Annotated in this window: 18 protein-coding genes; 7 read left to right on the top strand and 11 right to left on the bottom strand. The window is 71.8% G+C overall.

The features are described from left to right. Nucleotides 1–23: 23 nt before the first annotated feature. Nucleotides 24–1,508 (bottom strand): GntP family permease, encoded by a 1,485-nt coding sequence (locus ACOKM3_RS39540; protein ID WP_426906118.1) that lies wholly within the window; start codon nt 1,506–1,508, stop codon nt 24–26. Nucleotides 1,509–1,655: 147 nt separating this feature from the next. On the opposite strand from ACOKM3_RS39540, the gene ACOKM3_RS39535 reads away from it, so the two are divergent. Next, nucleotides 1,656–2,582, top strand: coding sequence for a LysR family transcriptional regulator (locus ACOKM3_RS39535; RefSeq protein WP_426906117.1), 927 nt, complete (start codon nt 1,656–1,658; stop codon nt 2,580–2,582). A 70-nt stretch (nt 2,583–2,652) separates the two neighbouring features. Next, entirely contained in the window at nt 2,653–3,720 is a 1,068-nt protein-coding gene (locus ACOKM3_RS39530; RefSeq protein ID WP_426906116.1) for a tartrate dehydrogenase, read from the top strand. A 26-nt stretch (nt 3,721–3,746) separates the two neighbouring features. On the opposite strand, the gene ACOKM3_RS39525 is transcribed toward ACOKM3_RS39530, so the two are convergent. Continuing rightward, a complete protein-coding gene (locus ACOKM3_RS39525) occupies nt 3,747–4,847 on the bottom strand; it encodes an ArsR/SmtB family transcription factor (RefSeq protein ID WP_426906115.1) in 1,101 nt (366 codons plus the stop codon). 28 nt (nt 4,848–4,875) lie between these two features. Beyond that, on the bottom strand, nt 4,876–6,444 hold the full coding sequence (locus ACOKM3_RS39520) for an AbgT family transporter (RefSeq protein ID WP_426906114.1): 1,569 nt from the start codon (nt 6,442–6,444) through the stop codon (nt 4,876–4,878). 198 nt (nt 6,445–6,642) lie between these two features. On the opposite strand from ACOKM3_RS39520, the gene ACOKM3_RS39515 reads away from it, so the two are divergent. Then, nucleotides 6,643–8,553: a CocE/NonD family hydrolase gene (locus ACOKM3_RS39515; RefSeq protein WP_426906113.1), complete on the top strand. Its 1,911-nt coding sequence runs from the start codon at nt 6,643–6,645 to the stop codon at nt 8,551–8,553. 20 nt (nt 8,554–8,573) lie between these two features. On the opposite strand, the gene ACOKM3_RS39510 is transcribed toward ACOKM3_RS39515, so the two are convergent. After that, nucleotides 8,574–9,035 (bottom strand): hypothetical protein, encoded by a 462-nt coding sequence (locus ACOKM3_RS39510; RefSeq protein ID WP_426906112.1) that lies wholly within the window; start codon nt 9,033–9,035, stop codon nt 8,574–8,576. A gap of 240 nt (nt 9,036–9,275) precedes the next feature. On the opposite strand from ACOKM3_RS39510, the gene ACOKM3_RS39505 reads away from it, so the two are divergent. Next, complete coding sequence (locus tag ACOKM3_RS39505) at nt 9,276–10,892, top strand: translation initiation factor 2 (protein WP_426906111.1); 1,617 nt, start codon at nt 9,276–9,278, stop codon at nt 10,890–10,892. Nucleotides 10,893–10,914: 22 nt separating this feature from the next. On the opposite strand, the gene ACOKM3_RS39500 is transcribed toward ACOKM3_RS39505, so the two are convergent. Together ACOKM3_RS39500 and ACOKM3_RS39495 are read right to left on the bottom strand one after the other, a co-directional pair. After that, nucleotides 10,915–12,879: a hypothetical protein gene (locus ACOKM3_RS39500; protein ID WP_426906110.1), complete on the bottom strand. Its 1,965-nt coding sequence runs from the start codon at nt 12,877–12,879 to the stop codon at nt 10,915–10,917. Between the two features lie 85 nt (nt 12,880–12,964). Next, a complete protein-coding gene (locus ACOKM3_RS39495; protein WP_426906109.1) occupies nt 12,965–13,546 on the bottom strand; it encodes a TetR/AcrR family transcriptional regulator in 582 nt (193 codons plus the stop codon). Between the two features lie 127 nt (nt 13,547–13,673). On the opposite strand from ACOKM3_RS39495, the gene ACOKM3_RS39490 reads away from it, so the two are divergent. Then, a complete protein-coding gene (locus ACOKM3_RS39490; protein ID WP_426906108.1) occupies nt 13,674–14,555 on the top strand; it encodes an SDR family oxidoreductase in 882 nt (293 codons plus the stop codon). A 49-nt stretch (nt 14,556–14,604) separates the two neighbouring features. On the opposite strand, the gene ACOKM3_RS39485 is transcribed toward ACOKM3_RS39490, so the two are convergent. Together ACOKM3_RS39485 and ACOKM3_RS39480 are read right to left on the bottom strand one after the other, a co-directional pair. Beyond that, the gene (locus ACOKM3_RS39485; protein WP_426906107.1) at nt 14,605–15,924 is read right to left on the bottom strand and encodes an amidohydrolase; all 1,320 of its coding nucleotides are present in this window, start codon (nt 15,922–15,924) and stop codon (nt 14,605–14,607) included. Nucleotides 15,925–15,999: 75 nt separating this feature from the next. Beyond that, nucleotides 16,000–17,301: an MFS transporter gene (locus ACOKM3_RS39480; protein ID WP_426906106.1), complete on the bottom strand. Its 1,302-nt coding sequence runs from the start codon at nt 17,299–17,301 to the stop codon at nt 16,000–16,002. Between the two features lie 157 nt (nt 17,302–17,458). Here ACOKM3_RS39480 and ACOKM3_RS39475 point away from each other — a divergent pair, with 157 nt between their 5' ends. Beyond that, nucleotides 17,459–18,583 (top strand): Lrp/AsnC family transcriptional regulator, encoded by a 1,125-nt coding sequence (locus tag ACOKM3_RS39475; RefSeq protein ID WP_426906105.1) that lies wholly within the window; start codon nt 17,459–17,461, stop codon nt 18,581–18,583. A gap of 66 nt (nt 18,584–18,649) precedes the next feature. Here the strand turns inward: ACOKM3_RS39475 and ACOKM3_RS39470 are convergent, their stop codons facing one another. Genes ACOKM3_RS39470 through ACOKM3_RS39460 form a run of 3 tightly spaced genes read right to left on the bottom strand, consistent with a single transcriptional unit; the run spans nt 18,650 to nt 21,770 of the window. Further along, a complete protein-coding gene (locus ACOKM3_RS39470) occupies nt 18,650–19,702 on the bottom strand; it encodes an NAD(P)-dependent alcohol dehydrogenase (RefSeq protein ID WP_426906104.1) in 1,053 nt (350 codons plus the stop codon). Continuing rightward, nucleotides 19,699–20,181: a DUF4334 domain-containing protein gene (locus tag ACOKM3_RS39465; RefSeq protein WP_426906103.1), complete on the bottom strand. Its 483-nt coding sequence runs from the start codon at nt 20,179–20,181 to the stop codon at nt 19,699–19,701. Before ACOKM3_RS39465 ends, ACOKM3_RS39470 begins: the two co-directional genes overlap by 4 nt. Further along, nucleotides 20,178–21,770, bottom strand: coding sequence for a succinic semialdehyde dehydrogenase (locus ACOKM3_RS39460; protein ID WP_426906102.1), 1,593 nt, complete (start codon nt 21,768–21,770; stop codon nt 20,178–20,180). Before ACOKM3_RS39460 ends, ACOKM3_RS39465 begins: the two co-directional genes overlap by 4 nt. 220 nt (nt 21,771–21,990) lie before the next feature. Here ACOKM3_RS39460 and ACOKM3_RS39455 point away from each other — a divergent pair, with 220 nt between their 5' ends. Further along, the gene (locus ACOKM3_RS39455; RefSeq protein WP_426906101.1) at nt 21,991–23,199 is read left to right on the top strand and encodes an oxygenase MpaB family protein; all 1,209 of its coding nucleotides are present in this window, start codon (nt 21,991–21,993) and stop codon (nt 23,197–23,199) included. Nucleotides 23,200–23,220: the final 21 nt, after the last annotated feature.

Genomic DNA, 23,220 nt, shown 5'->3' with positions numbered 1-23,220 from the left:
GGCTCAGAAGAACCCGGAGGGGTTCAGACCACCACCGACACCGCCAGGATGATCGGCAGTGAGATCAGCGAGGCCAGGGTCATCGGGACGGTGTGGGTCTTGATGGTGCCCCGCGTGGAGAAGCCGAGCAGCGACTGGAACATCCAGAAGAAGTTGCTGGACACGTGGGGCACGAAGAGGGCGCCCAAGCCGGCCGCCAGAGCCACCAGGACCAGCGGGGTGTCCAAGTGGCCCGCGATGGGGGCGAGGATGCCCGCGGCGGTGATGCCCGCGACGGAGATGGAGCCGAGCGCGATGTGCAGCACCGCGGCCATGATCCAGACCAGCAGCAGCGGCGGGAGGATCCCCGAGGAGAACAGATCGCCCAACGTCCTGCCCATGCCCGAGCGCTCGATGACGGCTCCGAGCGAACCACTGATCCCGCTGAGCACCAGGATGGACCCGCACTGGGCCAGCGACTTTCCGATGACGTCGCCGATCTCGTCCCTGGACCTGACCCGGCGCGCCAACGCGTAGGCCACGGTGGTGCCGAGGAGAAGTGCCACCACCGGATCGGTGAGGAATCCGACCGGTGCCGCGTCCAGGGAGAGGCCGTCGGCGAGTGCGCCGCCCGCGATGAGGACGAGGACGAGCAGGACCGGGGTGACGGCCAGGGCGAGGGGCAGGGGGCGGGGCCCCTGCATCCGTGCCGCCGGTGATGGTTCGGCCGGGATGTCGGTCATGGTGCCAACGGCCGCTGGTTCGGCGGACGTTGGGACCGGGGAAGGCGTGGGGTCTCCGGACCGGGCGGCGGGAACAGCGGCGGACGCGTCGCCCCCGTCGACCACGTCACCACCCTCCTCCTCGACCTCGACCTCGGTCTCGATCTCGTCGCTCGCGGGGTTCCACTTCATCCACCGCAGGACGACCGAGAAGACGAGCACGGTCAGCAGCGCCGTCGGCAGCGCGACGACGAGGCCGAGCAGAAACATCTGGCCCAGCGGGACGTCCAGGATGCCCGCGATGGCCACGGCCGCGACGCCGGGCGCCACGAACACCAGGCCCACCTCGATGCCCGCGGTGAGCGCGCCACCCATCAGGGCGCGGCCCCGCTCGCCCAGCTTCGGGGCGAGGCGGCGCGCGAGGGGAGCCGAGAGGACGAGCAGCACATCCGAGTAGATCGCCGTGAACAGCGAACTCAACGTCGCGGCGAAGACGTAGGGGATGCTGCGCCGGCCGAACGCCTTGAGGGTCGTCTCCACGAGCCGCTGCATGGTGTCGGCCGCCGTGAGCAGCGCGCCGAGCATGACACCCAGCGACACCAGGATGCCGATCTCCCCCATGACATCGGCGAAGCCGTCCGCGACCGCGTCCGGTGTGCCCTTCGCCCCGACGGAGGTGGTCAGGCCGAGGAAGAGGGTGCCGAAGAGCAGCGCGAGCACCGGCGGGAGCTTCAGCCACGTGATCGCGACGACGATGCCGCCGATGGCGACCGCCGTGCTCAGGAACAACAGGGCTTCGTGGGACACGGGCAGGCTCCGCTCTCGTTCTCGCTCCGTTGCGACTGCCGTACATCGTGACGACGGTCACCCCTCGCGTCCAAGACTCATTTGCAGCCCGACCGATAACGTCGGCCTATCGAACGACCGCCACCACAGAGGCAGAACGGGACGACCATGGACGTACGTCAGTTGCGCCATTTCCTGGCGGTCGTGGACCACGGCAGCGTGCACCGGGCGGCCGAGCACCTCTTCGTGGCGCAGCCGTCGGTGACTCAGACGATCCGCCGCCTGGAGGCCGCGCTCGGGACCAGCCTGTTTCTGCGGCAGGGGCGCGGCCTGGTCCTGAGCCCTTCGGGCGCGGCCCTGGTCGGCCCCGCCCGCGAAGTGGTGCGTTCGCTGGACGTGGCCCGGGAGACGGTCATGGCCGTGGACGGGCTGCGGGGCGGGCAGTTGCGGATCGCGTCCATGCCGTCCCAGGTCGTCAGCCCGCTGACCGGGCTGATCGCCGCGTACGCCGAGGCGTATCCGCAGGTGCAGGTGGCGGTGGTGGCCGCTGCCCGGCCGGACGATGTGCGGGACGCGCTCGGCAGAGGTGTCGCGGAGGTGGGTGTGCTCGCGGCGGCCGGGGCGCACGAGGCGTACGCGGATCTGGACCGGGTTCCGATCGAGACGCAGTCGTTTGTGCTCGTGGCGCGCGAGGACGCCGACCTGCCCGCAGGTGAACACCCGCTCTCCGTCGAGGAGTTGCCCGCTCTCCGGCTCATAGCGGGCCAGCCGGGGACGGGCATGCGCCGCGTCGCCGACGCCATCGTCGCCGCGACGGATTCCCGTATCGCGGTCGAGATCGAGCATCGCGAGGGGCTGCTGCCGCTGGTGATGGCGGGCGTGGGGGTGGCGGTCGTCGCCGACTCGTGGCGCCCGCTCGCGGACACGGTCGGGCTGCGGGTGCGCAGGCTCGCCATCGAGGACACGCTCGACGTCGGCCTTGTGTGGCGCAGGCACCGGCTGAGCCCGGCGGCTGCGGCATTCATCGACGTCATCGAAAAATCGCGCATTACGGAGCAAGGGACTCCCGGGGAACGGATCCCGCCCAACCGATAGGCGAGCGTTATCGAACAGGCTGCAAACGCGTCTTGGACAGCCCGGGACACCTCGGCATTCCATGGTCACCATGACGACCACTCGCCACCGCATCGCGCTCATCCCTGGTGACGGCATCGGCACCGAGGTACTGCCGCCCGCCTGCGCCGTCCTCGACGCCGTCGGCAAACGCCACGGACTCGCCTTCTCCTACGACTCGTTCGACTGGTCCTGCGAGCGGTATCTCGCCGAGGGCGCGATGATGCCGACGGACGGCCTGGACCGGATCCGCCACCACGACGCGGTGCTGCTCGGCGCGGTCGGCTGGCCGGGGGTCGCGGACCATGTCTCCCTCTGGGGGCTGCTCATCCCCATCCGCCGCCAGTTCCGCCAGTACGTGAACCTGCGTCCCATCAAGGTGCTGGAGGGCGTCCCCAGCCCGGTCGCGAAGGCGGGCGCGGACGTGGACTTCGTCGTCGTGCGCGAGAACGTCGAGGGCGAGTACTCGGAGATCGGCGGGCGCCTCAACCGCGGGTTCCCCAACGAAATGGCCGTCCAGGAAGCGGTGTTCACCCGCCCCGGCGTGGAGCGCATCCTCGACTACGCGTTCACCACCGCGCAGCGCCGCGAGGGCCACCTCGTCTCGGCGACCAAGTCCAACGGCATCGTGCACACCATGCCGTTCTGGGACGAGCTGGTGCGCGAGGCCGGTGCCCGTTTCCCGGAGGTGGAGTGGCGGCAGGAGCACATCGACGCGCTCGTCGCGAAGATCGTCCTCGACCCGTCCCGCTACGACGTGATCGTCGGCTCCAACCTCTTCGGCGACATCCTCTCCGACCTCGCGGCCGCCGTCGCGGGCAGCATCGGCATCGCTCCCGCGGCCAACCTCAACCCCGAACGCGAGTACCCGTCGATGTTCGAGCCCGTCCACGGCTCGGCCCCCGACATCGCGGGCCGCGGCATCGCCAACCCGCTCGGTGCGATCTGGTGCGCCTCGATGATGCTCGACCACCTGGGCCACCCCGAGGCGGCAACGGAGGTCTTCGACGCCTTCGCGTCCGTCCTCGCGACGACGGACGCGCGGACGGCCGACCTGGGCGGAACGGCGACGACGAAGGAATTCACCCAACTCGTCCTCGACACCATCACGGACCGCTGACCGCCTGTCCTCACCGCGGCCCTTTCTCAGCGCATCACCGTCGCCAGTACGTCGTCTCCCAACGCGCGTACGACGTCCGTCGCCAGTCGGTGGCGGACGAGTTTGCCGTCGCGGGTCGAGCGGACCAGGCCCGCCTCGCGGAGTTGGCGCAGTGTGCGGGAGACCTGGGGTTCGGTGGAGCCCAGGCGGGTGGCCAGTTCGGAGGTGGTGATCGGTTCGCCGAGGAGGTGCCGGCACAGTTCCATGCGGCCGGGTGAGGCGAGTGCCGTGAGCCGGTCGTGCAGGGCGCGCAGGGAGAGTTGGCCGGGCCCGGAGGGCATCGCGGCGCGGACCGCGTACTGCACGACGACGCAGGACGGGTCCTCGTCCTTGACGACGAGGTGCGGCCAGACGCGGACCGAGGGTACGAGGACCAGCGGGCGCCGGCCGACGACCACCTCGTCGATCTGCAGCTTGTCGAGGCGGATCCGGGCGCCCGGTCCGACGCGCGACGCGGTGGGGAGCAGTTCGGTGAGCACGTCGACAGGCGGGCGTGGCCGGGCGAGCCGGCGCCGGACCTCGCGGGCGTGGTCGTCGAGTACGGGGCCCAGGGTGTGCCAGTCGTCCGCGAAGAACGCGGCGTCGGCGGCGCGCAGGACAGCGAGGAGCCGTGCGCGGAACGCGGCCGGGTCCGCGACCAGCTCGGCGGCCAGGTCGCCCCTGGAGTGCGAGCGCCGCCGGCACTGGCGTACGTACTCCTCGGCGGCCTCCGTGCCTGGACGCAGTTCGTGCGCGGCGGGCGCGGGTCGGGCGGTGGCACCGAGTACGCCGGGTGCGACGAGGCCGAGGAATTCCGTACGGGGAAGGTCCTCGATGGCCGCCAGCTCCTCCGGGAGGCCCGCCGCGACGGGCAGCGTACGGGGGTAGAAGAGGCGGCAGCGGAAGCGGGCCCACAGCGGGGCGAAGACCGCGAGTTCGTCACGGAGCGCCGGATTCACCGCGGCGGCGCGGGCGGTCCACTCGGCGGCCTCGGGGTGGTGCTCGGGTTCGGCGAGGATGTGCAGGCTCGCCATGAGTTCGGACAGCGCGGAGGGCCCGGCCGCGATGTCCGCGGGGCCGAGCCCTCCGACGTCGATGATGATGCTCACCGCATCAGGGTACGAAGGCCCGCATGTGTCAGCGGACCGCTGCCCCCGGCCCCAGCGGGATGCCGAGCAGGTACCAGGCGAAGAAGAGGACGACCCAGACCACGAGCATCGCCATCGCGACGGGCAGCGTGAAGGAGACCAGCGTGCCGATGCCCGCCTTGCGCCGCAGCGTCTGCAGATAGCCGACGGCGAGGGCGAAGGTGGTACCCATCGGACTGATGGAGTTGGTGCACGAGTCGGCGATCCGGTAGAGCGCCATCGTCGTGGCGGGGCTGGTGCCGAGCAGCATCATCATCGGGATGAGGGCGGGGGCGACCAGCGACCAGAGGGCGGAGCCGCTCGTGATCAGCAGGTTGATCAGGGAGATCGCGATGAGCAGCAGGAGGAAGAGGACGAGGGTGGGCACGCCCAGGTGCTCGATGAAGTCGGCGCCCTTCACGGCGAGCACGGTGGCGATGTTCGTCCACTGGAACAGGGCGAGGAACTGCGAGACGGCGAGGAAGAGGACGAGGAGCGGGGCGATGCCACGCACTCCCTCGGCCATCAGGGCGGGCACGTCGCGACTGCCCTCGATGCGGCCGGTCGCCTTGCCGAACACGTAGCCGATGAGGATGAAGAACGTCGCGACGAAGACGGACACGCTGTTGAGCAGGGTCGATTCGACGATGGAGCCGCCCTTGCCGCGCAGCGGGGAGTCGACCGGGAGCATCGCGGCGACGAGGAGAACGGCGTAGCCGAGGGCGACGAGTCCTGTGCGCTTGAGGGCGCGGACCTCGGTGGCGTCGTCGATACCGGCGGTGATGACGGTCTGCCGGGCCTTCTCCTCCAGGTCCGCGTCCGGCACGAGCAGATGCTCGCGCTTGGTGAGCACCTTCTCGGTGACGAAGGCGACGGTGCAGGCCAGGATGAACGCCGACGTCGTGGAGAAGTACACGTTGTCGGTGGCACGGACCACGAAGTCGGCGTCCACCAGGTGCGCTGCCTCGGTGGCGACGGAGGCGTAGAGCACGTCGCTGGAGGTGATCAGCGGGTTGGCGTCGCCCGCGGCGTTGATCGATACGAAGGCCACGATCATGCCGAGCATGGGCGAGCGGCCGACCGCGCGGAACGCCATGGCACCGAGCGGAATCAGCACGACGTACGCGGAGTCGGACAGGAACTTGCACAGCACACCGCACAGGGCGACGCCGAGCGTGACCCAGCGCGGGGACACGCCTGCCAGCATCCGCCGCGCCAACGCCTCGAACAGTCCGGCCCGTTCCGCGACGGCGACGCCCAGCATCACCACGAGCACCGTACCGAGCGGGCCGAAGGTGACGAAGTTGTCCACCGCGCCGTTGACGAGGTCGCGGACGGCATCGGCGGATATCGCGCTGCGCACGGCGATGGTGCCGTCCTTGGACGGGTCGGCGACCTGTGTCCCGGTCGCCGCGAGCGCCCAGCTGACGACCGCGACGACGCCCGCCATGATCCAGAAGAGCCAGAAGGGGTGCGGCAGCGCATTGCCCGCCCGCTCGATGAAGTCGAGCAACCGCGAGCCCCCGCCCCCGGTGGGCGGGCGTTCGGGTCGCACCTCACGGCGAGCGGTCGCGCTCATGGATTCTCCTGGGATCGAAGGGGCCACGCCGGGCGGGCGTACGAGCTCGCGCCTGCGCAGGTCGCCACTCGCTGATCGCTGAAAGCGGCGCGCACACAGTACGAAGGGGATACGCACGACGTCACGGCCTGACGGAACAGTTGACGTGATTGCGGCAAGTGATCCACCGCGCGTCGGCCGCGACCTACGGTTGCGGCCGTGACCTCGCAAGACACCCTCAAAGCCCACAGCGCCCCGAGCCCGCTGCACGCCGACGGCGCGCTGTGGCGCAGGCCCCTGACCGTCCCCATGCGCGACGGAGTCCGCCTCGCCGCAGACCTCTACACCGCCGGCTCCGCCCCCGAACCCGCGCCGTTGCCGGTGCTGTTGGAGCGGACCCCGTACGGCAAGCGCGAGCAGCGCGGCTCGGACCAGGATCGGCACGACGCCCCGGTGCCGATGCCGGAGGACATCGCACGGCACTTCACGGACGGCGGTTACCACGTCGTGCGGCAGGACTGCCGTGGGCGCGGGGAGTCGGAGGGGACGTTCGTGAAGTACCTCGGGGAGGGCCCGGACGGTGCCGACACCGTGGAGTGGATCCGGGCGCAGCCGTGGTGCGACGGCCGGGTGGTGATGACGGGGGTGTCCTACTCCGCGCACGTCCAGGCCGCCGCGGCGGCGGAGGCCCCGGCCGGTCTCGCGGCGATGTTCCAGGACTCGGGCGGCTTCGCTTCGGCGTACGAGGCCGGCATGCGGATGGGCGGTGCCTTCGAGCTGAAGCAGGCCACGTGGGCGCTCCGGCACGGAGCCAACAGCCCGGAGGCGGCGGCCGATCCGGTCCTGGCGGAGGAGATGCGCCGCCTGGACGTGGCGGGCTGGTTCACCGCGCTGCCGTGGCGGCCGGGCTCGTCACCGCTGCGGCATCTCCCGGGGTACGAGGCGTTCCTGCTGGAGCAGTGGCGCGAGGACGCCTTCGGTGACTACTACCGCAACCCCGCGCTCTACGGCCGCGGTTCCTACGACCGTTTCCCCGACGTCCCGAGCCTGCACATGGGCAGCTGGTACGACCCTTATGTCCGGTCCACCATCGAGAACTTCACGGAGCTGCGGGCACGCAAGAAGTCCCCTGCGTACCTGGTGATGGGTCCGTGGACGCACGGCCACCGCTGCGAGACGTTCGCCGGTGACGTCGACTTCGGGCCGGCAGCGACGCTCTCCGGCAACCTGGCCGAGTCGTATCTCGCGTTCCGCAGCCGGTGGTTCGACCAGGCGCTCGGGCGGCAGGTGTCACACCCTGACACCTTCCCAACCGTGCAGTACTTCCTGATGGGCGGCGGGGACAGCCGCCGCGACGCGGCCGGGCGCATGCGGCACGGCGGCGAGTGGCGCACGGACACGGTCTGGCCGCCGTCCGGGACCCGCCCGGTGTCGCTGTACCTGCACACTGACGGCGCCCTCTCCCCCGCCCGACCGACGGCGGCCGAGGCATCGGTGGCGTACGACTTCGATCCGCGCAGCCCGGTGCCGACCATGGGCGGACAGGTGACATCGGGGGAACCGGTCATGACGGGCGGCGCGTACGACCAGAACGCCCCGGACGCCCGGACGTTCGGGGCCACCGAGCCCTACCTCCCGCTCGACGCCCGCCCCGACGTCATCAGCGTCGTCACACCACCGCTGGAGCGGGATGTGGTGCTCGCGGGGCCCGTCTCCGTGCGGCTGTACGTGTCGTCCTCCGCGCCCGACACCGACTTCACCGTCAAGCTCATCGACCAGTACCCGCCCAACCCCGACCATCCGCACGGCTTCGCCATGAACCTCACCGACGGGATCTTCCGCTGCCGCTTCCACCGCTCCTTCGAGCGGCCCGAACCACTGGCCCCCGGTGAGGTGTACGAGATCGAGGTGACGGCACCGGACACGGCGAACCGCTTCGCGGCGGGCCACCGGATCCGGCTGGACGTCTCCTCCAGCAACTTCCCCCGCTTCGACGTCAACACCAACACCGGCGAACCGGAGGCGGTCACACGGCGCAGCGTGGTCGCCGTCAACCGGGTGCACATGGACGCCGTGCGACCGTCGGCGCTGCGGGTGTGGGTGGAGGGCGGGGCGGACGCGCTGGGGTGACCGAACGGCCTCCCCCGGTCTCAGCCGTCCCCCCGGCCCAGGTCCTCCCGCGCCGCCCCGATGAACGTCTCCTTGGCACGACGCAGGTCGTCCTGCGTGTCGTGTCGGCGCAGTGCGTCGACGACGTGGCGCGCCGCGTCGGAGACCGTCGGTGGCGCCTCCAGGGTCACCGCGCTCAACGCCCGGTACAGGTGCGGTTCGTCCTCGGCGGTTCCGAGGCCCGTGCGTTCGGCGACGACGGCGCTCTCCGCGGCCGCCAGGAACTCCGCGTACGTGTCGCGCCGCGCCTCACGGGCGGCGCGCTCCTCGTCGGCGCCGAGTGTCATGCGGACCGATGTGAGCAGCGCGTCCGCCTGACGGTCACCGGAGTGACGAGCCGCCTCGGCCTGACGGATGCCGGCAGAGCGGCCGTACCAGCCCGTGACGACACTGCCCGCGATCGCCGATCCCGCGGCGATCAGCGCCACTCCCCAGTCACTCATCCCCCGCCACACCCTCCCCGTCCATCGCACCGCGCGCGGTACCCCTCGAACACCCGACGGTAGGATCGGATCATGTCGCCGGACGACGCACAAGAACCAGCCCCCATCTGCGGAAACGGCACCGCAGACGCCCCGCCCCCACTAGGATTGACAATTTCCGGGCGACGGGCGACGGGCGACAGGCAGCGGACCGTTCTTTTCGCCGCGCGGTCGGCCGTAGCGCTCTACCGGCTCCTCGATGTGCTTCCCGCGCTCTCCGGTGACGACCGCGTCACCCGCTGCTTCACCCTCGTTCCCGGCTCGGACTTCGGCGCCGACGCGCTGGCCGCCATCGAGGAGGTCGGCGCCCGCACCGTGCCGTGGAGCGAGGCGGTGTCGCGGACGTACGACCTGGTCATCGCCGCGAGCCCCAAGGGCGACCTGGGCCGGCTGCGAGGGCCGCAGGTCCTGCTGCCGCACGGGGCCGGGTTCAACAAGACCATTCCGTACGAGGGGTCGGCCGACTCCGCGTCCGGCCTCGATCCGGTCTATCTGAGCCGTGCCGAGGGCGCCGCGCCGATCGTCCTGCACGCCCTGGCCCACCCCGCTCAGCTCAGCCGTCTCACGACGGTGGCCCCGCAGGCGGCACGGAGCGCGAAGGTCGTCGGCGATCCCACGCTGGAGCGCGTCCTCGCCTCGCGCGCGCACCGCGACGGCTATCGGGCCGCGCTCGGCACCGGGCCGCGCACGCTCGTCGCGCTCGCCTCCACCTGGGGGCCCGAGTCCCTGATCCGGCGTCGACCGGATCTCCCGGCGCGGCTCGCGGCCCGACTCCCGCACGACGAATACCAGTTGGCGCTCGTCGTGCACCCCAATGAGTGGAGCCGGCTCGGCGCGTTCGAGCTGCGGCAGCGGCTCGAACCCGCACTCGCGGCGGGGACGCTGCTGCCGCGCCCTCGCGACGAGTGGGCCTCGGTCCTGGTCGCCGCGGACGCCCTGGTGACGGACCACGGCTCGGCGGCCCTGTACTACGCCGCCGTCGACGACAGACCCGTCGTCACCGCCTGCCGGGGCGGCGACGAACTGCTGCCAGGCAGCCCCATGGACGTACTCCTGGGCGGTGTACCGGAGTTGGGCCCGCCGGAGGACCTGCCGAAGGCACTGCGCGCGTATCGGCCGGGGCGCGCGGCCGAAGCCGCCCGGGCCGCCTTCGCCCACCGGCACGAGGCCCTGCGGCGGCTGCGCGACGAGCTCTACGCTCTGCTCGACCTCGCCCCTTTGGACCAGCCCGCTCCCGCCGCGGCACCCTTGCCGCTCCCGGACGCGCCACGCCGCACACCCTGCGCCTTCGACGTGCAGGTCGAGCTCACCGAGGAATCCATCGGCATCGCGCGCCACCCCGCCGGGACGGGCACGCCGGGGCATCATCTCGCCGTGGAGCACGGGGCGGCGAGCGAGCAACTCGCCCGCTCCGCAGGGCTCTTGTACCGACGACCGTCGGCAGGACCCGTCGACGAGGGCCACCTCGGCTGGACCTTCGACGGGTGGGCACGGCGGGTCCTGTCCGACTACCCGGGGTGCCGGACGGCCGCCGCCGTCCTGCCCGCGGGGCGCTGCCTGCTGCGCGTACGCGGGCAGCACCGGCCCTACGTCCTCGAGGTCGGGCCCATCACGGAGAACGGCCGCGTCGCCCGCGTGGACCCGGCCGCCGCGGCGTCGGCCGCGCACGCATGGCTGACCAGGCCCACGGCCACGACCGGCGCCGACATCGACATCGACATCGACATCGACACCACACTGACGTGCATGGTCGGTGCGCGCGCGTTCCCCGTTCGCGTCAGGCCCGCGACGTCCGACGAGGCGCAGCAGGAGATCTAGGGCCTGTCGTTTGGATCAGGCCTTAGCCGAGGCCGTTCCGCCGCCGGATCTCGTGTGCGGCCTGGCGGCGCTCCGCCGCGTCCGTGGGCCGTCCGTCCGCTGTCGCCAGGTCCGCGAGGGCGTCGCGTACGCGGGCCTCGTCGAAGCCGGACCCCCTGACCTGCGCGCTCTCCAGGGACTCCTCGTACAGGCGCCGCGCCTCGACCCGTCGGCCGAGCCCGGAGAGCACGCCGGCGAGGGCGAAGCCCGTGCGGCGTGTCATGCGTTCCCGGCGCTGCTCGCGCGCGGCCTCGTGCGCCTCGGCGAGCAGGCGCCGCGCGGACTCCGTGTCACCCAGTCGCGCCCGGGCCTCGCCCATCCGGTAGGTCTGCAGCATGACGCCGTACGGGTTGGGAATCGCACGGTGCACGTCACGGGATACCTCGAAGTGCCTCGCCGCTTCCGCCCAGTTGCCCTGGGCGCTCGTCAGCATGCCCTGGAACTCGACCACGGAGGCGGCGAGTTTACGATCCGTCGCCGTCTCCCCGAGCAGGCGTGCCGCCGACGCCGCGGCGTCGAGCTCGTCCGCCGCCGCCCCGTACTGCCCCGACTCCCACAGCTGCCGGGCGAGTTGACATCGCGTACGCACCAGCCAGGCGGCGCTCCCGCCGTGCCGGACCGCCGCGTCACGCGAGAGCTTCAGCGCGTCGATCACCTCGGGCCGGCCCGGGTGGTCCAGGGCGTACGTCCACAGGGGCTCGGACAGGGCCACGGCTTCGGCGTCCGCGCCGAGCGCGTGGGCGAGGCGGACACAGGCGAACAAGGTGTGCCGTTCGGCGAAGAGCCACTTGATGCCCTGCGTGGCAGTGTCCGGCAGGGGCACGTCGGGCGCCCCGGGCACGGGTGCCATGCGGTCCGTCACCACCAGGCGGGGGCCGGCCGCGAGCAGGTCGGCCCGCTGGGCCTGGCGCACATACCAGCGCAGCAGCCGGATCCGCGCCTCCCCCGCCTCGCCGGTCGCCGCGTCACGGCGCGATCTGCGCAGGGCGTGCGCGTGCAGGGGGCCGGGGAGCCGCATGCGTCCGCCGCCCGCGCGCAGGTCCAGAACTCCGGCCCGGTCGAGCTCTTCGAGGGCTTCCTCGCAGGCGTCGGGGCCGAGGCCGAGCAGGGCCGTGGCCGACAGCGGTGTGAAGGTGGCCCCTGGGTGGTGGGGCAGCAGCCGGTACAGGCGCGCGGCCGCGTCGGACAGGGTGGCGTACGCCGCGTCCCAGACCCGCTCGATGCCGGGCACCCCTTTCTCGCCCCACTCGCCGCGCAGTTGGTCGATCAGGCGGGGCAGCGGCCGCAGCCGGTGCGCGCGGATCCAGCGGCCCGCGACGTGCAGCGCGGTCGGCAGCCCGTCGCACAGGCCGATGAGCGCGCGCACGGCTTCCGGGTCGGTGGCGAGGCGGTCGTCGCTGACGATCAGGTCGAGGAGTTCGGTCGCCGCCCGTTCCGTGAGCGGCTGCAGCGGCATGCCGACCGCGGCGCCGTCCTCCAGGTCGTACAGGGGGCCGTGACTCGCGACGATCACGAGGCTCGCGCCGGAGGCCGGGAGGAGCGGGACGAGTTCGGAGGCGTACCGGACGTTGTCGACGATCAGCGCCAGCTTCAGATCCGCCGTCATGCTCCAGTACTGCTTGCACCGGGCCTTGAACTGGCGCGCCACCAGGCCCACTTCGACGTTCAGCGACTGCAGCAGCTGCGCGAGTACGTCACCGGGGTCGAGCACCCCGTCGAGCCGGAAGTCGTCGAGGTCCACCGAGAGGACTCCGTCGGGGTACCGGTCACGCACCGTCCGGGCGATCACATACGCGAGCTCCGACTTGCCGAGCCCGGCAGGGCCGCTCAACGACATGACCAGGGGCCGGGAGCGGCCCCGCCAGTCCTCCACCGCGCGCAGCGCCCGCTCCCGCTCGTCGTGTCGGTTGACGAAGTGCACCGGCTCCGGCGGAAGTTCGATCCTCACGGGCTCCCTCTCAGCTGTGACGTCCGGTCAACTGGGCGTACAACCCGGCACTTTACTAGTCCCGATCAGCGAACCCGGGGAGCAGCTAGCGCAGGTCCACGGCCGCCGCGCGCAGTTCGTCCAGGGCGGCCAGTACGAGGGGTGCCAGGTCGCCGGGGGTCTCGTCGCGGGCGGGATCGACCCATGCGGTGAAGCCGAGTTTGAAGGCGAGGACGCCGAGTTCCGCGGCGACCTGCGCCGTGGGTTCCGGGACGTCGCGGCGACGCAGTGCCTCGACCATGGCTGCGGCCATGCCGATGCTCTTCAGCGCGTTGCGCTCCTTCAATTCCTCGTTCGCCTCGATCGCCGCGTGCAGCAGCGGGCTCAGCTCGCGGTTGAAGGAGGTCATCTCACCCGAGGCACGCTCAAGGCCCGCCGCGACCGCCTCGACCGGCGTCGCGTGGTCGGGGGCTTCGGCGATGCCCTCGACCAGCAGGCGGCTGAGGGTCTTCTGCCCTGCGGTGAGGATCTCCCGCTTGTCGGCGAAGTGCCGGTGGAACGTGCTGCGGGTGAGCCCCGCGCGCTCGGCGATCTGCGCGACCGTCGTGTCGTCGTAGCCCTGCTCGGCGAACAGCGTCAGCGCCGCCACGACCAGGCGCTGCCGGGCGTCCGGCTTCCATCTCGGCATACGACCATCCTAGATGATGCGACATGTGTCGCATCAGCGGGTGTACCGTGGGCAGTGATGCGACACGTGTCGCATCACCGATCCCATTGCTCTGCCCATTGCCATACCTCGCACCCTGGAGTCGATCATGCGTGTCTTCATCACCGGCGGTACGGGCCTGATCGGCTCGGCCGTCGTCGCCGAACTGCTCTCCGCGGGACACTCCGTCACCGCTCTTGCCCGCTCGGAAGCCTCCGCCGAGAAGGCGGCCGCGGCCGGCGCTGACGTGGTCCGCGGTGGGCTCACCGATCTCGACGTGCTGCGCAGCGGAGCCGAGCAGGCGGACGGTGTCGTCCACCTCGCCTTCAGCAACGACTTCAGCTCGCCGGAGGCGCTCGCGCGTTCCGTCGCCGAGGAGGGCGCCGCGCTCGATGCGCTCGGTGACGCCCTCGTCGGTACGGACCGGCCGCTCGTCACCGTTTCGGGCACGCCCCGTACGGAGGGGCGGGCCTCGACCGAGGAGGATCCGCTGTCCACGGACGGTCCCGTCGGCGGGCGCAGCCTGTCGGTGCAGCGCGCCCTCGACCTCGCCTCGCGCGGCGTGCGCAGCTCGGCGATCCGGCTGCCGCGCACCGTGCACAACGAGGGCGACGGCGGATTCGCCGGACTGCTCACCCAGATCGCCCGCCGCACCGGCGTCGCCGGCTACCCGGGGGACGGCACCCAGCGCTGGCCCGCCGTCCACGCGCTCGACGCCGCCGTCCTGTTCCGGCTCGCCCTGGAGAAGGGACCCGCCAAAAGCGCGTGGCACGCCGTCGCCGACGAGGGCGATGCCGTGGGTGACATCGCCGCGGTCATCGGGCGGCGGCTCGGGGTTCCGGCGGAGTCGGTGCCGGAGGAGAACTTCGGTCCGATCGGGCCGATCTTCGCGACCGATCAGCCGTCGAGCAGCGCGCACACCCGCGCCGCTCTCGGCTGGCAGCCGACGCACCCGAGCCTGCTGGAGGACCTCGAGAAGATCCAGCCCTGAGCTGTGAGCCGCTTGCCGCGGGGAGGCCGGGCCTCCCCGCGGCGCGCGGTCAGGCCGCCGGGCCGTTGAATTCGGCGGCCACCGCGCGCAGCCCGCGCACTCCGTACTCGATGACCGGCTCCGCCTGCGGGGCGAAGCGCGGCGAGTGGTTGCCGGGGATGCCCGGGCGCGGCCGCGTCGGGTCCTCGCCCTCGTAGAGCTTGGGGTCGAAGCTGCCCCACATCCAGAACACCGACGGGCAGTCGAGGGCCGTGCCGAAGATGCCGAAGTCCTCGCTGCCGGAGAGCGGGCGCACCATGTGCTGGACGCCGTTCTCGCCGTAGACGGACAGGAGGGCGGCGCGTGCGCGCTCGGTGGCGTCGTCGTCGTTGACGGTGAGCGGGAAGGCGTTGAGCGGCTCGAACTCCGGCTCGCGCGGGGCGCCCGCGGTCTGCGCCTCGCCGCGAACGATCCGCTCGATCGCGGCGAGGACCCGCTCGCGTACCTCGGGGTCGAAGGTCCGGACGTTGACCTTGAGTTCGGCGCTGTCCGGGATGATGTTCTCCTTGTGGCCCGCCCGGAACGAGCCGACCGTCACCACGGCCGCGTCCTGGGCGGCGATCTCCCGGGACACGACCGTCTGGAGCCGGGTCACCACGTGCGCGCCGAGCACGATCGGGTCGACCGTCAGCTCGGGCTGGGAGCCGTGTCCTCCGGAGCCGAACAGGCGGATGCGGAAGCTGTCCGCGGCTGACATGGTCGTGCCGGGGCGCAGCGCCACGGTGCCGGTCGGCAGCGGGCTGACGTGCTGGCCGAGGCAGACGTCCGGGCGCGGGAAGCGGTCCGCGAAGCCGTCGTCGACCATGGCCCGCGCACCCGCCGCGATCTCCTCACCGGGCTGGAAGACGGCGAGCAGCGTGCCCCGCCAGCCGGTGCGGTCCGCCGCGTACAGGGCGGTCGCGCCGAGCAGAGCGGTGACGTGGTGGTCGTGGCCGCAGCCGTGCATCACCGGCACCTCGTGGCCGTCGGGCCCCGTCGCGGTGTCGGTCGACGCGTAGGGCAAGCCCGTGTCCTCGGCCAGCGGCAGCCCGTCGGTGTCGGCGCGGAGCAGGACCGTGGGGCCCTCGCCGTTGGTGAGCGTGCCGACGACGCCGGTCGTGCCGACGTGCTCCGTGACCTCCCAGCCCTGCGCGCGCAGCACGGTCGCGATGATCGCGGCGGTGCGGGTCTCGTGCATCGACAGTTCGGGGTGGGTGTGCAGGTCCCGGTAGAGCTCGCCCAGGGCGGGCAGCAGCTGCGGCAGCCCCTCGTCGGCGGGGGTGCCGGCGGGCAGCGTGAGCCGGGCGGGGTCGACCGGGCAGGAGGGGGCGGGTGACGTGGAGGTGGTCATGCGGCAAAGCTCCTTCGCTGAACAGGGCGGGCGAGTGGGCAGTGAACAGAGAGGGCGAGTGGTCGGTCCCGGACTTCAGTCCCGGACTGTGGGGCCTAGCCGGGAGCGCAGGGTCTCGGAGGTCTGCGGGGCCAGCAGCGCGAGGCAGGCGGTGAGCGCCGCCCCGAGGGCGAGGACGGCGAAGGCGACGGTGAACGAGTAGGTGTCCGCGAGATATCCCATCAGCATCGGCACCAGGATGCCCGCGGACTGGCCGCCGAAGTTGATCATTCCGGATGCCGCGCCGCTCAGCCGCGTCGACAGCGTCCGCAGCGGCACCGCGAAGATCGGCGTGAAGCAGAACGTGCAGGCGGCGAAGGCGAGACAGAGCAGCGTCTCGAACGCGACCAGGCCTTCGGCCTGCGTCATCGCGAGCACCGCCACACCGGCGACGGTCATCGACGGCGCGACGAGAACCGCGGGGCGGCCCTTCAGCCTGTCCGCGCACCAGCCACTGGCGATCATGGCGAGGCCGCCGAAGAGCGCGGGCAGCGCGGTGAGCAGGCCCGAGCTCTCCAGCGAGAGCCCGCGCTCGGTCTGCAGATACGACGGCACCCAGGAGTTGAGGCCCCAGGCGAGCATGCCGTAGCCGAACAGCATCCCCACGTACAGCCACATCGCCGGGGTGGCGAGCAGCGCACGCGTTCCGCCGCCGCCCTCGGCGGCCTCTGTCTGCGCGGCCGGTCGCGCCGGCGGCAGCAGGAGCTGTACGAGGACGAAGGTCGCGACGCCGAGTCCCGCGACGGCGTAGAACGACATGCGCCAGCCCCACAGGGCGATGACGGGTCCCGCGATCAGCGGCGCGACGACCGCGCCGAAGGAGTTGGACGAGGAGATCCAGCCGCTCGCCGTCATCCGCTCACGGGATCCGGTGCGTTCGGCGACGGCCTTCATCGCCGCGGCGGGGAAGATGCCCTGCCCGGCGCCGAACAGCACCCGGATCACGACGAGCGCGGCGAACGACCAGGCGGTCCCGGTCAGCGCCGTGAACACGGACCAGATCAGCATCGCCCACAGCAGGATCCGCTTGGACCCGAACCGGTCGGCGAGCAGTCCGCCGGGGATCTGGCACGCCGCGTAGGCCAGGAAGAACGCGGAGAGGACCATGCCCTGCTGGGTGCGGTCGATGCCGAACTCGGTGCCGATGTGCGGCAGGGCGAGGTTGATGACGAGCCGGTCGATGTAGTCGACGATCCAGGCCAGGAACAGCAGCCCGACGGTTGTCTTCGCGGCCCGGTCGAGCCGGACCCGGCCCTCGGCGGGCGCGGGGTGCGCGGCGGGTGCGTCGGCAGCTTCGGTCGCTTCGGTCGCTTCGGTCGGTGAATCGGTGGCGCTCACGGCGGCTCCACGGTGTGTGTCGCGACTGGGGGGCGCGCACGCCTGGGCCTGCGAACGGGTCTGCGTCCTGGCCGGCGCGCACATGCGTACGGCGGGCGTACGCCCCTGTGTCGGGGCCGCCGTACGGGCGGGTGCGAGTGGCCCCACAATGGTCGCCATGCCGTCCGCCCCCGCACCGATGCCGGAATCCATCGCCCCAGAGGCGCAGGATTCCGTCTCCCCGACCGCCGACATGTACGACGACCTCGACGAGACGGACATGGCTCTCGTCGACGCCCTGCAGACCAGCCCCCGTGCCCCCTGGTCACGGATCGGCGCGGTCCTCGGCATCGACGCCACCACCGCCGCCCGCCGTTGGGAGCGGCTGCGTGCCTCCGGGCTCGCCTGGAGCACCGCGTACGAGACGTGGGAGCGGCACGGGCGGGGGCAGCGCCTGTGCATGGCCTTCGCCGATGTGGCCGTATCGCCGGGCAGCCTGGCCGCCGCCACGGAGGCGGCGTGCGCGGATCCGCGCGTGGCCAGCGTCGAACGCACCACCGGCGGCGGCAGCACCGGCACCGACGGCGCCCTCTTCCTCACCCTGTCCTGCTCCGGCACGGCGGCCCTGACGCGCTTCGCCGACGGCCCGCTCGCCGGGCTGCCGGGCGCGCGCGACGTCCAACTCTCCGTGGTGCTGCACAGTTACCGGGAAGGCGCGGACTGGAAGGTGCACGCGCTCGACCGGGGCCAGCGCTCCCGCCTGGCGTCGGCCGCCGCGGCGCACGCGGCGCCCCCGCAGCACGGCGACGCCGACCGTGCGCTGCTCCGCGCCCTGTCCCACGACGCCCGCCGCCCCTACAGCGATCTTGCCCGGGACACCGGCACCAGCGAGGCGACGGTCCGCCGCCGGCTCGCCCGGATGCTGGCCTCGGGCCAGGTCAGGATCCGCTGCGACGTGTCCCATCTGGCGGCGGGCCGACCGGTCATCAGCACGTACCGGGTCGCCGTGCCCTCCGCCGAACTGGACGCGGCGGGGCACCTGGTGGCCGCGCTGCCCGGGGTCCGGCTGTGCATGGCGGTGACCGGGGAGGCGAATCTGCTGGTGTCGACCTGGGCGCGCTCGCTGAGTGATGCCGCCGGGTTCGAGGTCCGCCTCGGCTCCCGGCTCCCCGGTGCCCGAATCCTGCGCCGTGACGTCACCCTGCTGACCGCCAAGCGGATGGGGCGGCTGCTGGACGACGAAGGGCGGGCCCGGGGGCACATCCCGGTGGACCATCGCGTCCCGGTGGAGCACCGCGTGTGAGTGACAGCCCGTCAGCCGTTCGGTTCTTCAGCCATACGCCCCAGCAGCCCGTCGGGCACTTGCCCGTCAACGCCCCGGAAGCAGCACGGCTTTCAGCGCCTTCCCCTCGCGCTGCTCCGCCACCGCCCGGTCGAACTCCCCCAGCCCGTACGTCGTCACCAGCTCGTCCAGCGGCAGCCGCCCCTTCTCGTAGCGCCCGATCAACTCCGGTACGAGCTGCGTCGGTTCGGCGTCCCCCTCGACGCAGCCCCGGAGTCGGAGCCCTCGCAGCATCAGGTCCCGCACGTCGATCTCGGCCGTCGCGGGCCCGAGGCCGACCACGGCGAGCGTGCCGCGTGGCCGGAGCAGCGACAGGGCGCGGGTCAGCAGCTCCGGGCGGCCGGTGGTGTCGAGGGCGTGGGTCACCGAGGGCAGCGGGTCGTCCAGGGACGGCACCGCCAACGCGCCGAACCGTACGGCCAGTTCGCGGCGCGCGGCCACCGGCTCCGCCATCACGACCTCCACCCCCTCGGACAGCGCGGTCAGCACGGCCGCGCTGCCGACCGCGCCCGCTCCGACCACCAGGAGCCGGTCGCCGGGGCCCGGTCGCAGGACGTTGAGGACCGCGCCCGCACCGGTCAGGAATCCGCAGCCCAGCGGGGCGGCTACCCACGGCGGTACGTCGCCGACCGGCACGCAGGAACGGGCGTCGACGAGCGCGGCCGTGGCGAAGGACGACTGGCCGAAGAAGGAGCCGAAGACCGGGACACCGTCCACGCGGATGGTGGGTGTGCCGTCCGCGCGTCGCCCCGAGTTGTTGAGGGTGGTCGCGAGGTCGCAGTAGGCCGGGTGTCCCGACCGGCACTGGCCGCAGCGGCCGCAGTGCGCGAACGACAGCACGACCCGGTCCCCCACCTCCAGGCCGGCGACCCCCGGCCCGACGCGCTCCACGACGCCGCAGCCCTCGTGGCCGAGCACCGCCGGGCGGTCGCCGAGCGCCTTCCGGGTGGCGAGGTCGGTGTGGCAGAGGCCGACCGCCTCGATCCGGACGAGCACCTCGTGCGGACGTGGGTCGTCGAGTTCGGCCTCGACGAGTGCGCTGGGCGCGGCGCCGCGCGAGAGCAATACCGCGGCCTTCATGTGCGGCCCGGGGTTTCGCGTTCCAGGCCGAAGTAGAAGTGCCTGCCGTCCGCGAGCACGACACCCGGCTTGCCGTTCATCACGCCCATGAGCGTGGTGTCGTCGACCCGCTTGAAGTGGTCGAACACGGGCATCCCGTCGTACACCATCGTGGCGGTCACCTCGCCGCGGAACTCGATGTTCCACAGGCTGGCCTCGCCGCGGCCCGCCTTGGTGTCGGAGTAGAGGCTGCCGTCCTCGGCGCGGCAGATCAGCGGCTTCGCGTCATCGAGCGCGTCGAACCGCTTGCCGTACCAGCGGCTCGCGGCCAGTACCTTCTCGATGGGGTGGCCGGTCAGGAAGGCGAAGCCGCGCCAGGGCCCGAGGAGCGAGGCCGCATCAACCGTCTCCAAGTCGGCCCACAGGGCGTCGAGTTCGACCGGATCCACCAGGCCCTCCACCGCGCGCATGGCCTTCCAGCGTTCGCTCACGCCGCTCATCGGACCCCCAGCCTGCGCAGCAGGGCCAGTTGGCCGTTCGTACGGCGGATGAAGGATGTCACCGAGCTCTCCCCCGGTTTCGTCGGGCCGAGAGGGAGCAGCCGCTGCGTGGCGAGCGTCTGGGTCTCGGTGTACTTGCGGATGCCCTCGGCCCCGTGGCGTCTGCCGAGTCCGCTGTCGCCCATGCCGCCCATCCCCGCCTCGACGCTGCCGGCGGCCGCGGCGGCGCCGTCGTTGATGTTGACCGAGCCGGACCGGATCCGGCGTGCGAGGCGGGCGGCCTCGCGGGTGTCCTTCGACCAGATCGACGCCGAGAGGCCGTAACTGCCCTGGTTGGCCAGGTCGACGGCCTCGTCGTCGGTCGTGTAGGGGTAGAGGGAGACGACCGGGCCGAAGGTCTCCTCGCCACACACCGCCATCTCCGGTGTGACACCTTCGAGGATGGTGGGGTCGTAGAAGAGCGGGCCGATGTCGGGGCGGGCCCTGCCGCCCACGAGCACCGTCGCCCCCTGGGCCACCGCCCCGCCGACATGGGACTCGACGGTCGTGAGCTGCGCCTTCGAGGTGAGGGAGCCGATGTCCGCCGAGTAGTCGTAGGTCCGGCCGAGGCGCAACGCCCGTGTCCCGCGGACGAGTTCGTCGCGGAAGGTGTCGTAGATCCTCTCGTGTACGTAGACGCGCTCGATGTGGATGCACATCTGTCCGGTGTTGGCAAAGGCGGCCGTCACCGTGCCGGCCGCGGCCGCCGTGATGTCGGCGTCCGCGCGCACGATCAGCGGGTTCTTGCCGCCGAGTTCGAGGGAGGCGCCGACGAGGCGGCGCGCGGCGCGCTCCCCGACGTCGCGTCCGGTGGCGGTCGACCCGGTGAAGCAGACGTAGTCGGCGGCGTCCACGAGCGCCGCGCCGACCACGGGGCCTGGGCCGGTCACGATCTGCCACAGGTCGGCGGGCAGCCCGGCCTCCGCCATCAGGGCCCGCGTCCACAGCAGGGTCAGCGCGGTCTGTGAATCCGCCTTGGACACCACGGCGTTGCCGGCGAGGAGGGCCGGCAGCACGTCGCCGACGCCGAGGTAGAGCGGATAGTTCCAGGGCGAGATGATGCCGACGACCCCCTTCGGCACCCGTACCTCCCGGACCCTCGTCGCGCCGGGGATCATCCCGCGTACGCGGCGGGTCGCCAGGTAGTGCCGGGCGCGCCGCGCGTAGTGCCGGGCGATCGTCGCGACCTGGGCCACCTCCATCCACGCGTGGTAGCGGGCCTTGCCCGTCTCCCACTGGATCAGGTCGAGCGCCTCCTCCTGCCGCTTCAACAGCAGGTCGTGGAAGGCGAGTACGAGGTCGGCGCGGCGCTTGTCCGGTGTTCCCGCCCATGCCGCCTGTGCGGCGCGAGCGCCCGCCACCGCCTCCGCCACATCCTCCGGGGTGCAGGTGGGAACGGCCGCGATCGGCGACAGGTCGAACGGCGCCAGTGCGGTCAGCGGTTCGGGGGCCCCGGTCTCGTCGCGTTTCGCGTCGCGGCGCACTCCGCCGCACCATCGCTCGACCGCCTCGTCCGTCACCCACGCGGGGCGGGCCTGGTCCGTGCTCATGCGGGCTCCTCGCTCGTACGGGACCGCTGCTCCGGTTCGCACCGGTCACTTCGATGCCCTGTCGGCACTCTTGCCGACTCTCTTGTCGATGCCTGCGCGCCTCGCTATGTTAATCAGAAATCACATCCTGGAACAAGATTTGAAGCGTGGCGGAGACCCCAACACCCAGCACATCCGGGCTTGTTGAACCGCCTGGCCAACCAGGAAAGCGAGTAAGTCAATGACAAATCTGAGCCGCAGAAACATCCTGTCGCTCGGTGCCGCGCTGGGACTCGTGGGCGCGACGGGTACCGCCACCAACGCGTGGGCCTGGTCGCCGACGGGCTCCGTCGCGGGCGCCGGAGCGGGCACCGACCCCGAGTACGTCTGGGACGACGAGATCGACCCGCTGATGGCCAAGATCATCACCAGCGGTCAGGTACCGGCAGTCAACAAGGCGATCGGGTCGTGGGTGAACAATGACGACCCGCTGCCCAGCGGCCTGCCTGCCGAACTCCACACGTACCTTCAGGGCGTCAACAAGCTGCCGTCCTGGGCGGATCCGAAGAAGCTGACCCGCGCCGCCGACTTCAACCGGCGCAAGGACACCTACCTCTTCATGCTCTACGGACTCGGCAGCGGGATCATGAGCACCGTGATCCCGCGCGAGGCGAAGAGCGTGTACTGGTCCGCGGGCGGCGCCGACATGCAGGACCGGGCGGCCAAGACGTTCACGTTCGGCTACGACCTGGCCCAGCTGAAAGGCTTCGAGCCCGAGGGCCAGTTCGTCGTCACCGCCAACAAGACGCGCCTGGTGCATGCCGCGGTGCGGCACATGCTGCCGCAGTCCCCGCACTGGTCGGCGGTCGCGGACCAGAAGATCCCGATCAGCAACGCCGACATCCTGGTCACCTTCCACAGCCTCGGCACGTTCGTACGCAGGAAGCTGCTCGAGTGGAAGGTCCCGTTCTCCGCGGAGGACCAGGAGGCCTTCCTGCACAGCTGGCAGGTCGCCCTGCACCTGCTCGGCGTGCGCACGGAGTACATCCCCAAGTCGTGGGCCGAGGCGGACAAGCAGTCGGCGCAGGTACTCACGCCGATCCTCTCCCCCACCACCGAGGGCATCGAACTGGCCGAGGATCTACTGGGGTTGACCGCACAGGTCGACCTCGGCGTGACGCGCGGGTTCCTCAACGAGTTCGTGCGCTACGTCCTCAGCAACGAGATCGGCGACTGGCTGGGACTCAAGCGCGACTACGCATCGGCGGCCCTGATCCGCACCGTGTGGCCGGCCTTCATCCTCTTCCGTGAAGGACTGAACCCCATAGCGCCGAGCGCGTTCTACATGTTCGACCAGTTCGTCCGCGCGCTGGCCATGGCGTTCCTGAACAAGGGGGCGTCGGGACAGACCACACCCATCGTGATCCCGACGCACAACCGGCAGGACTGACGCCCCTCCCCCACGCGGGCG

It is taken from the genome of Streptomyces nidicola, from assembly GCF_050106155.1.
In the GTDB taxonomy this organism is placed as follows: Bacteria; Actinomycetota; Actinomycetes; order Streptomycetales; family Streptomycetaceae; genus Streptomyces.
This window is presented reverse-complemented; position numbering and strand designations above follow the sequence as displayed.

Bases quoted from the DNA above. Each gene is read 5' to 3' on its own strand.
- ACOKM3_RS39535 (WP_426906117.1), top strand. From the start codon at position 1,656: ATGGACGTACGTCAGTTGCGCCATTTCCTGGCGGTCGTGGACCACGGC.
- ACOKM3_RS39530 (WP_426906116.1), top strand. From the start codon at position 2,653: ATGACGACCACTCGCCACCGCATCGCGCTCATCCCTGGTGACGGCATC.
- ACOKM3_RS39520 (WP_426906114.1), bottom strand. From the start codon at position 6,444: ATGAGCGCGACCGCTCGCCGTGAGGTGCGACCCGAACGCCCGCCCACC.
- ACOKM3_RS39510 (WP_426906112.1), bottom strand. From the start codon at position 9,035: ATGAGTGACTGGGGAGTGGCGCTGATCGCCGCGGGATCGGCGATCGCG.
- ACOKM3_RS39495 (WP_426906109.1), bottom strand. From the start codon at position 13,546: ATGCCGAGATGGAAGCCGGACGCCCGGCAGCGCCTGGTCGTGGCGGCG.
- ACOKM3_RS39490 (WP_426906108.1), top strand. From the start codon at position 13,674: ATGCGTGTCTTCATCACCGGCGGTACGGGCCTGATCGGCTCGGCCGTC.
- ACOKM3_RS39485 (WP_426906107.1), bottom strand. From the start codon at position 15,924: ATGACCACCTCCACGTCACCCGCCCCCTCCTGCCCGGTCGACCCCGCC.
- ACOKM3_RS39475 (WP_426906105.1), top strand. From the start codon at position 17,459: ATGCCGTCCGCCCCCGCACCGATGCCGGAATCCATCGCCCCAGAGGCG.
- ACOKM3_RS39470 (WP_426906104.1), bottom strand. From the start codon at position 19,702: ATGAAGGCCGCGGTATTGCTCTCGCGCGGCGCCGCGCCCAGCGCACTC.
- ACOKM3_RS39465 (WP_426906103.1), bottom strand. From the start codon at position 20,181: ATGAGCGGCGTGAGCGAACGCTGGAAGGCCATGCGCGCGGTGGAGGGC.
- ACOKM3_RS39460 (WP_426906102.1), bottom strand. From the start codon at position 21,770: ATGAGCACGGACCAGGCCCGCCCCGCGTGGGTGACGGACGAGGCGGTC.
- ACOKM3_RS39455 (WP_426906101.1), top strand. From the start codon at position 21,991: ATGACAAATCTGAGCCGCAGAAACATCCTGTCGCTCGGTGCCGCGCTG.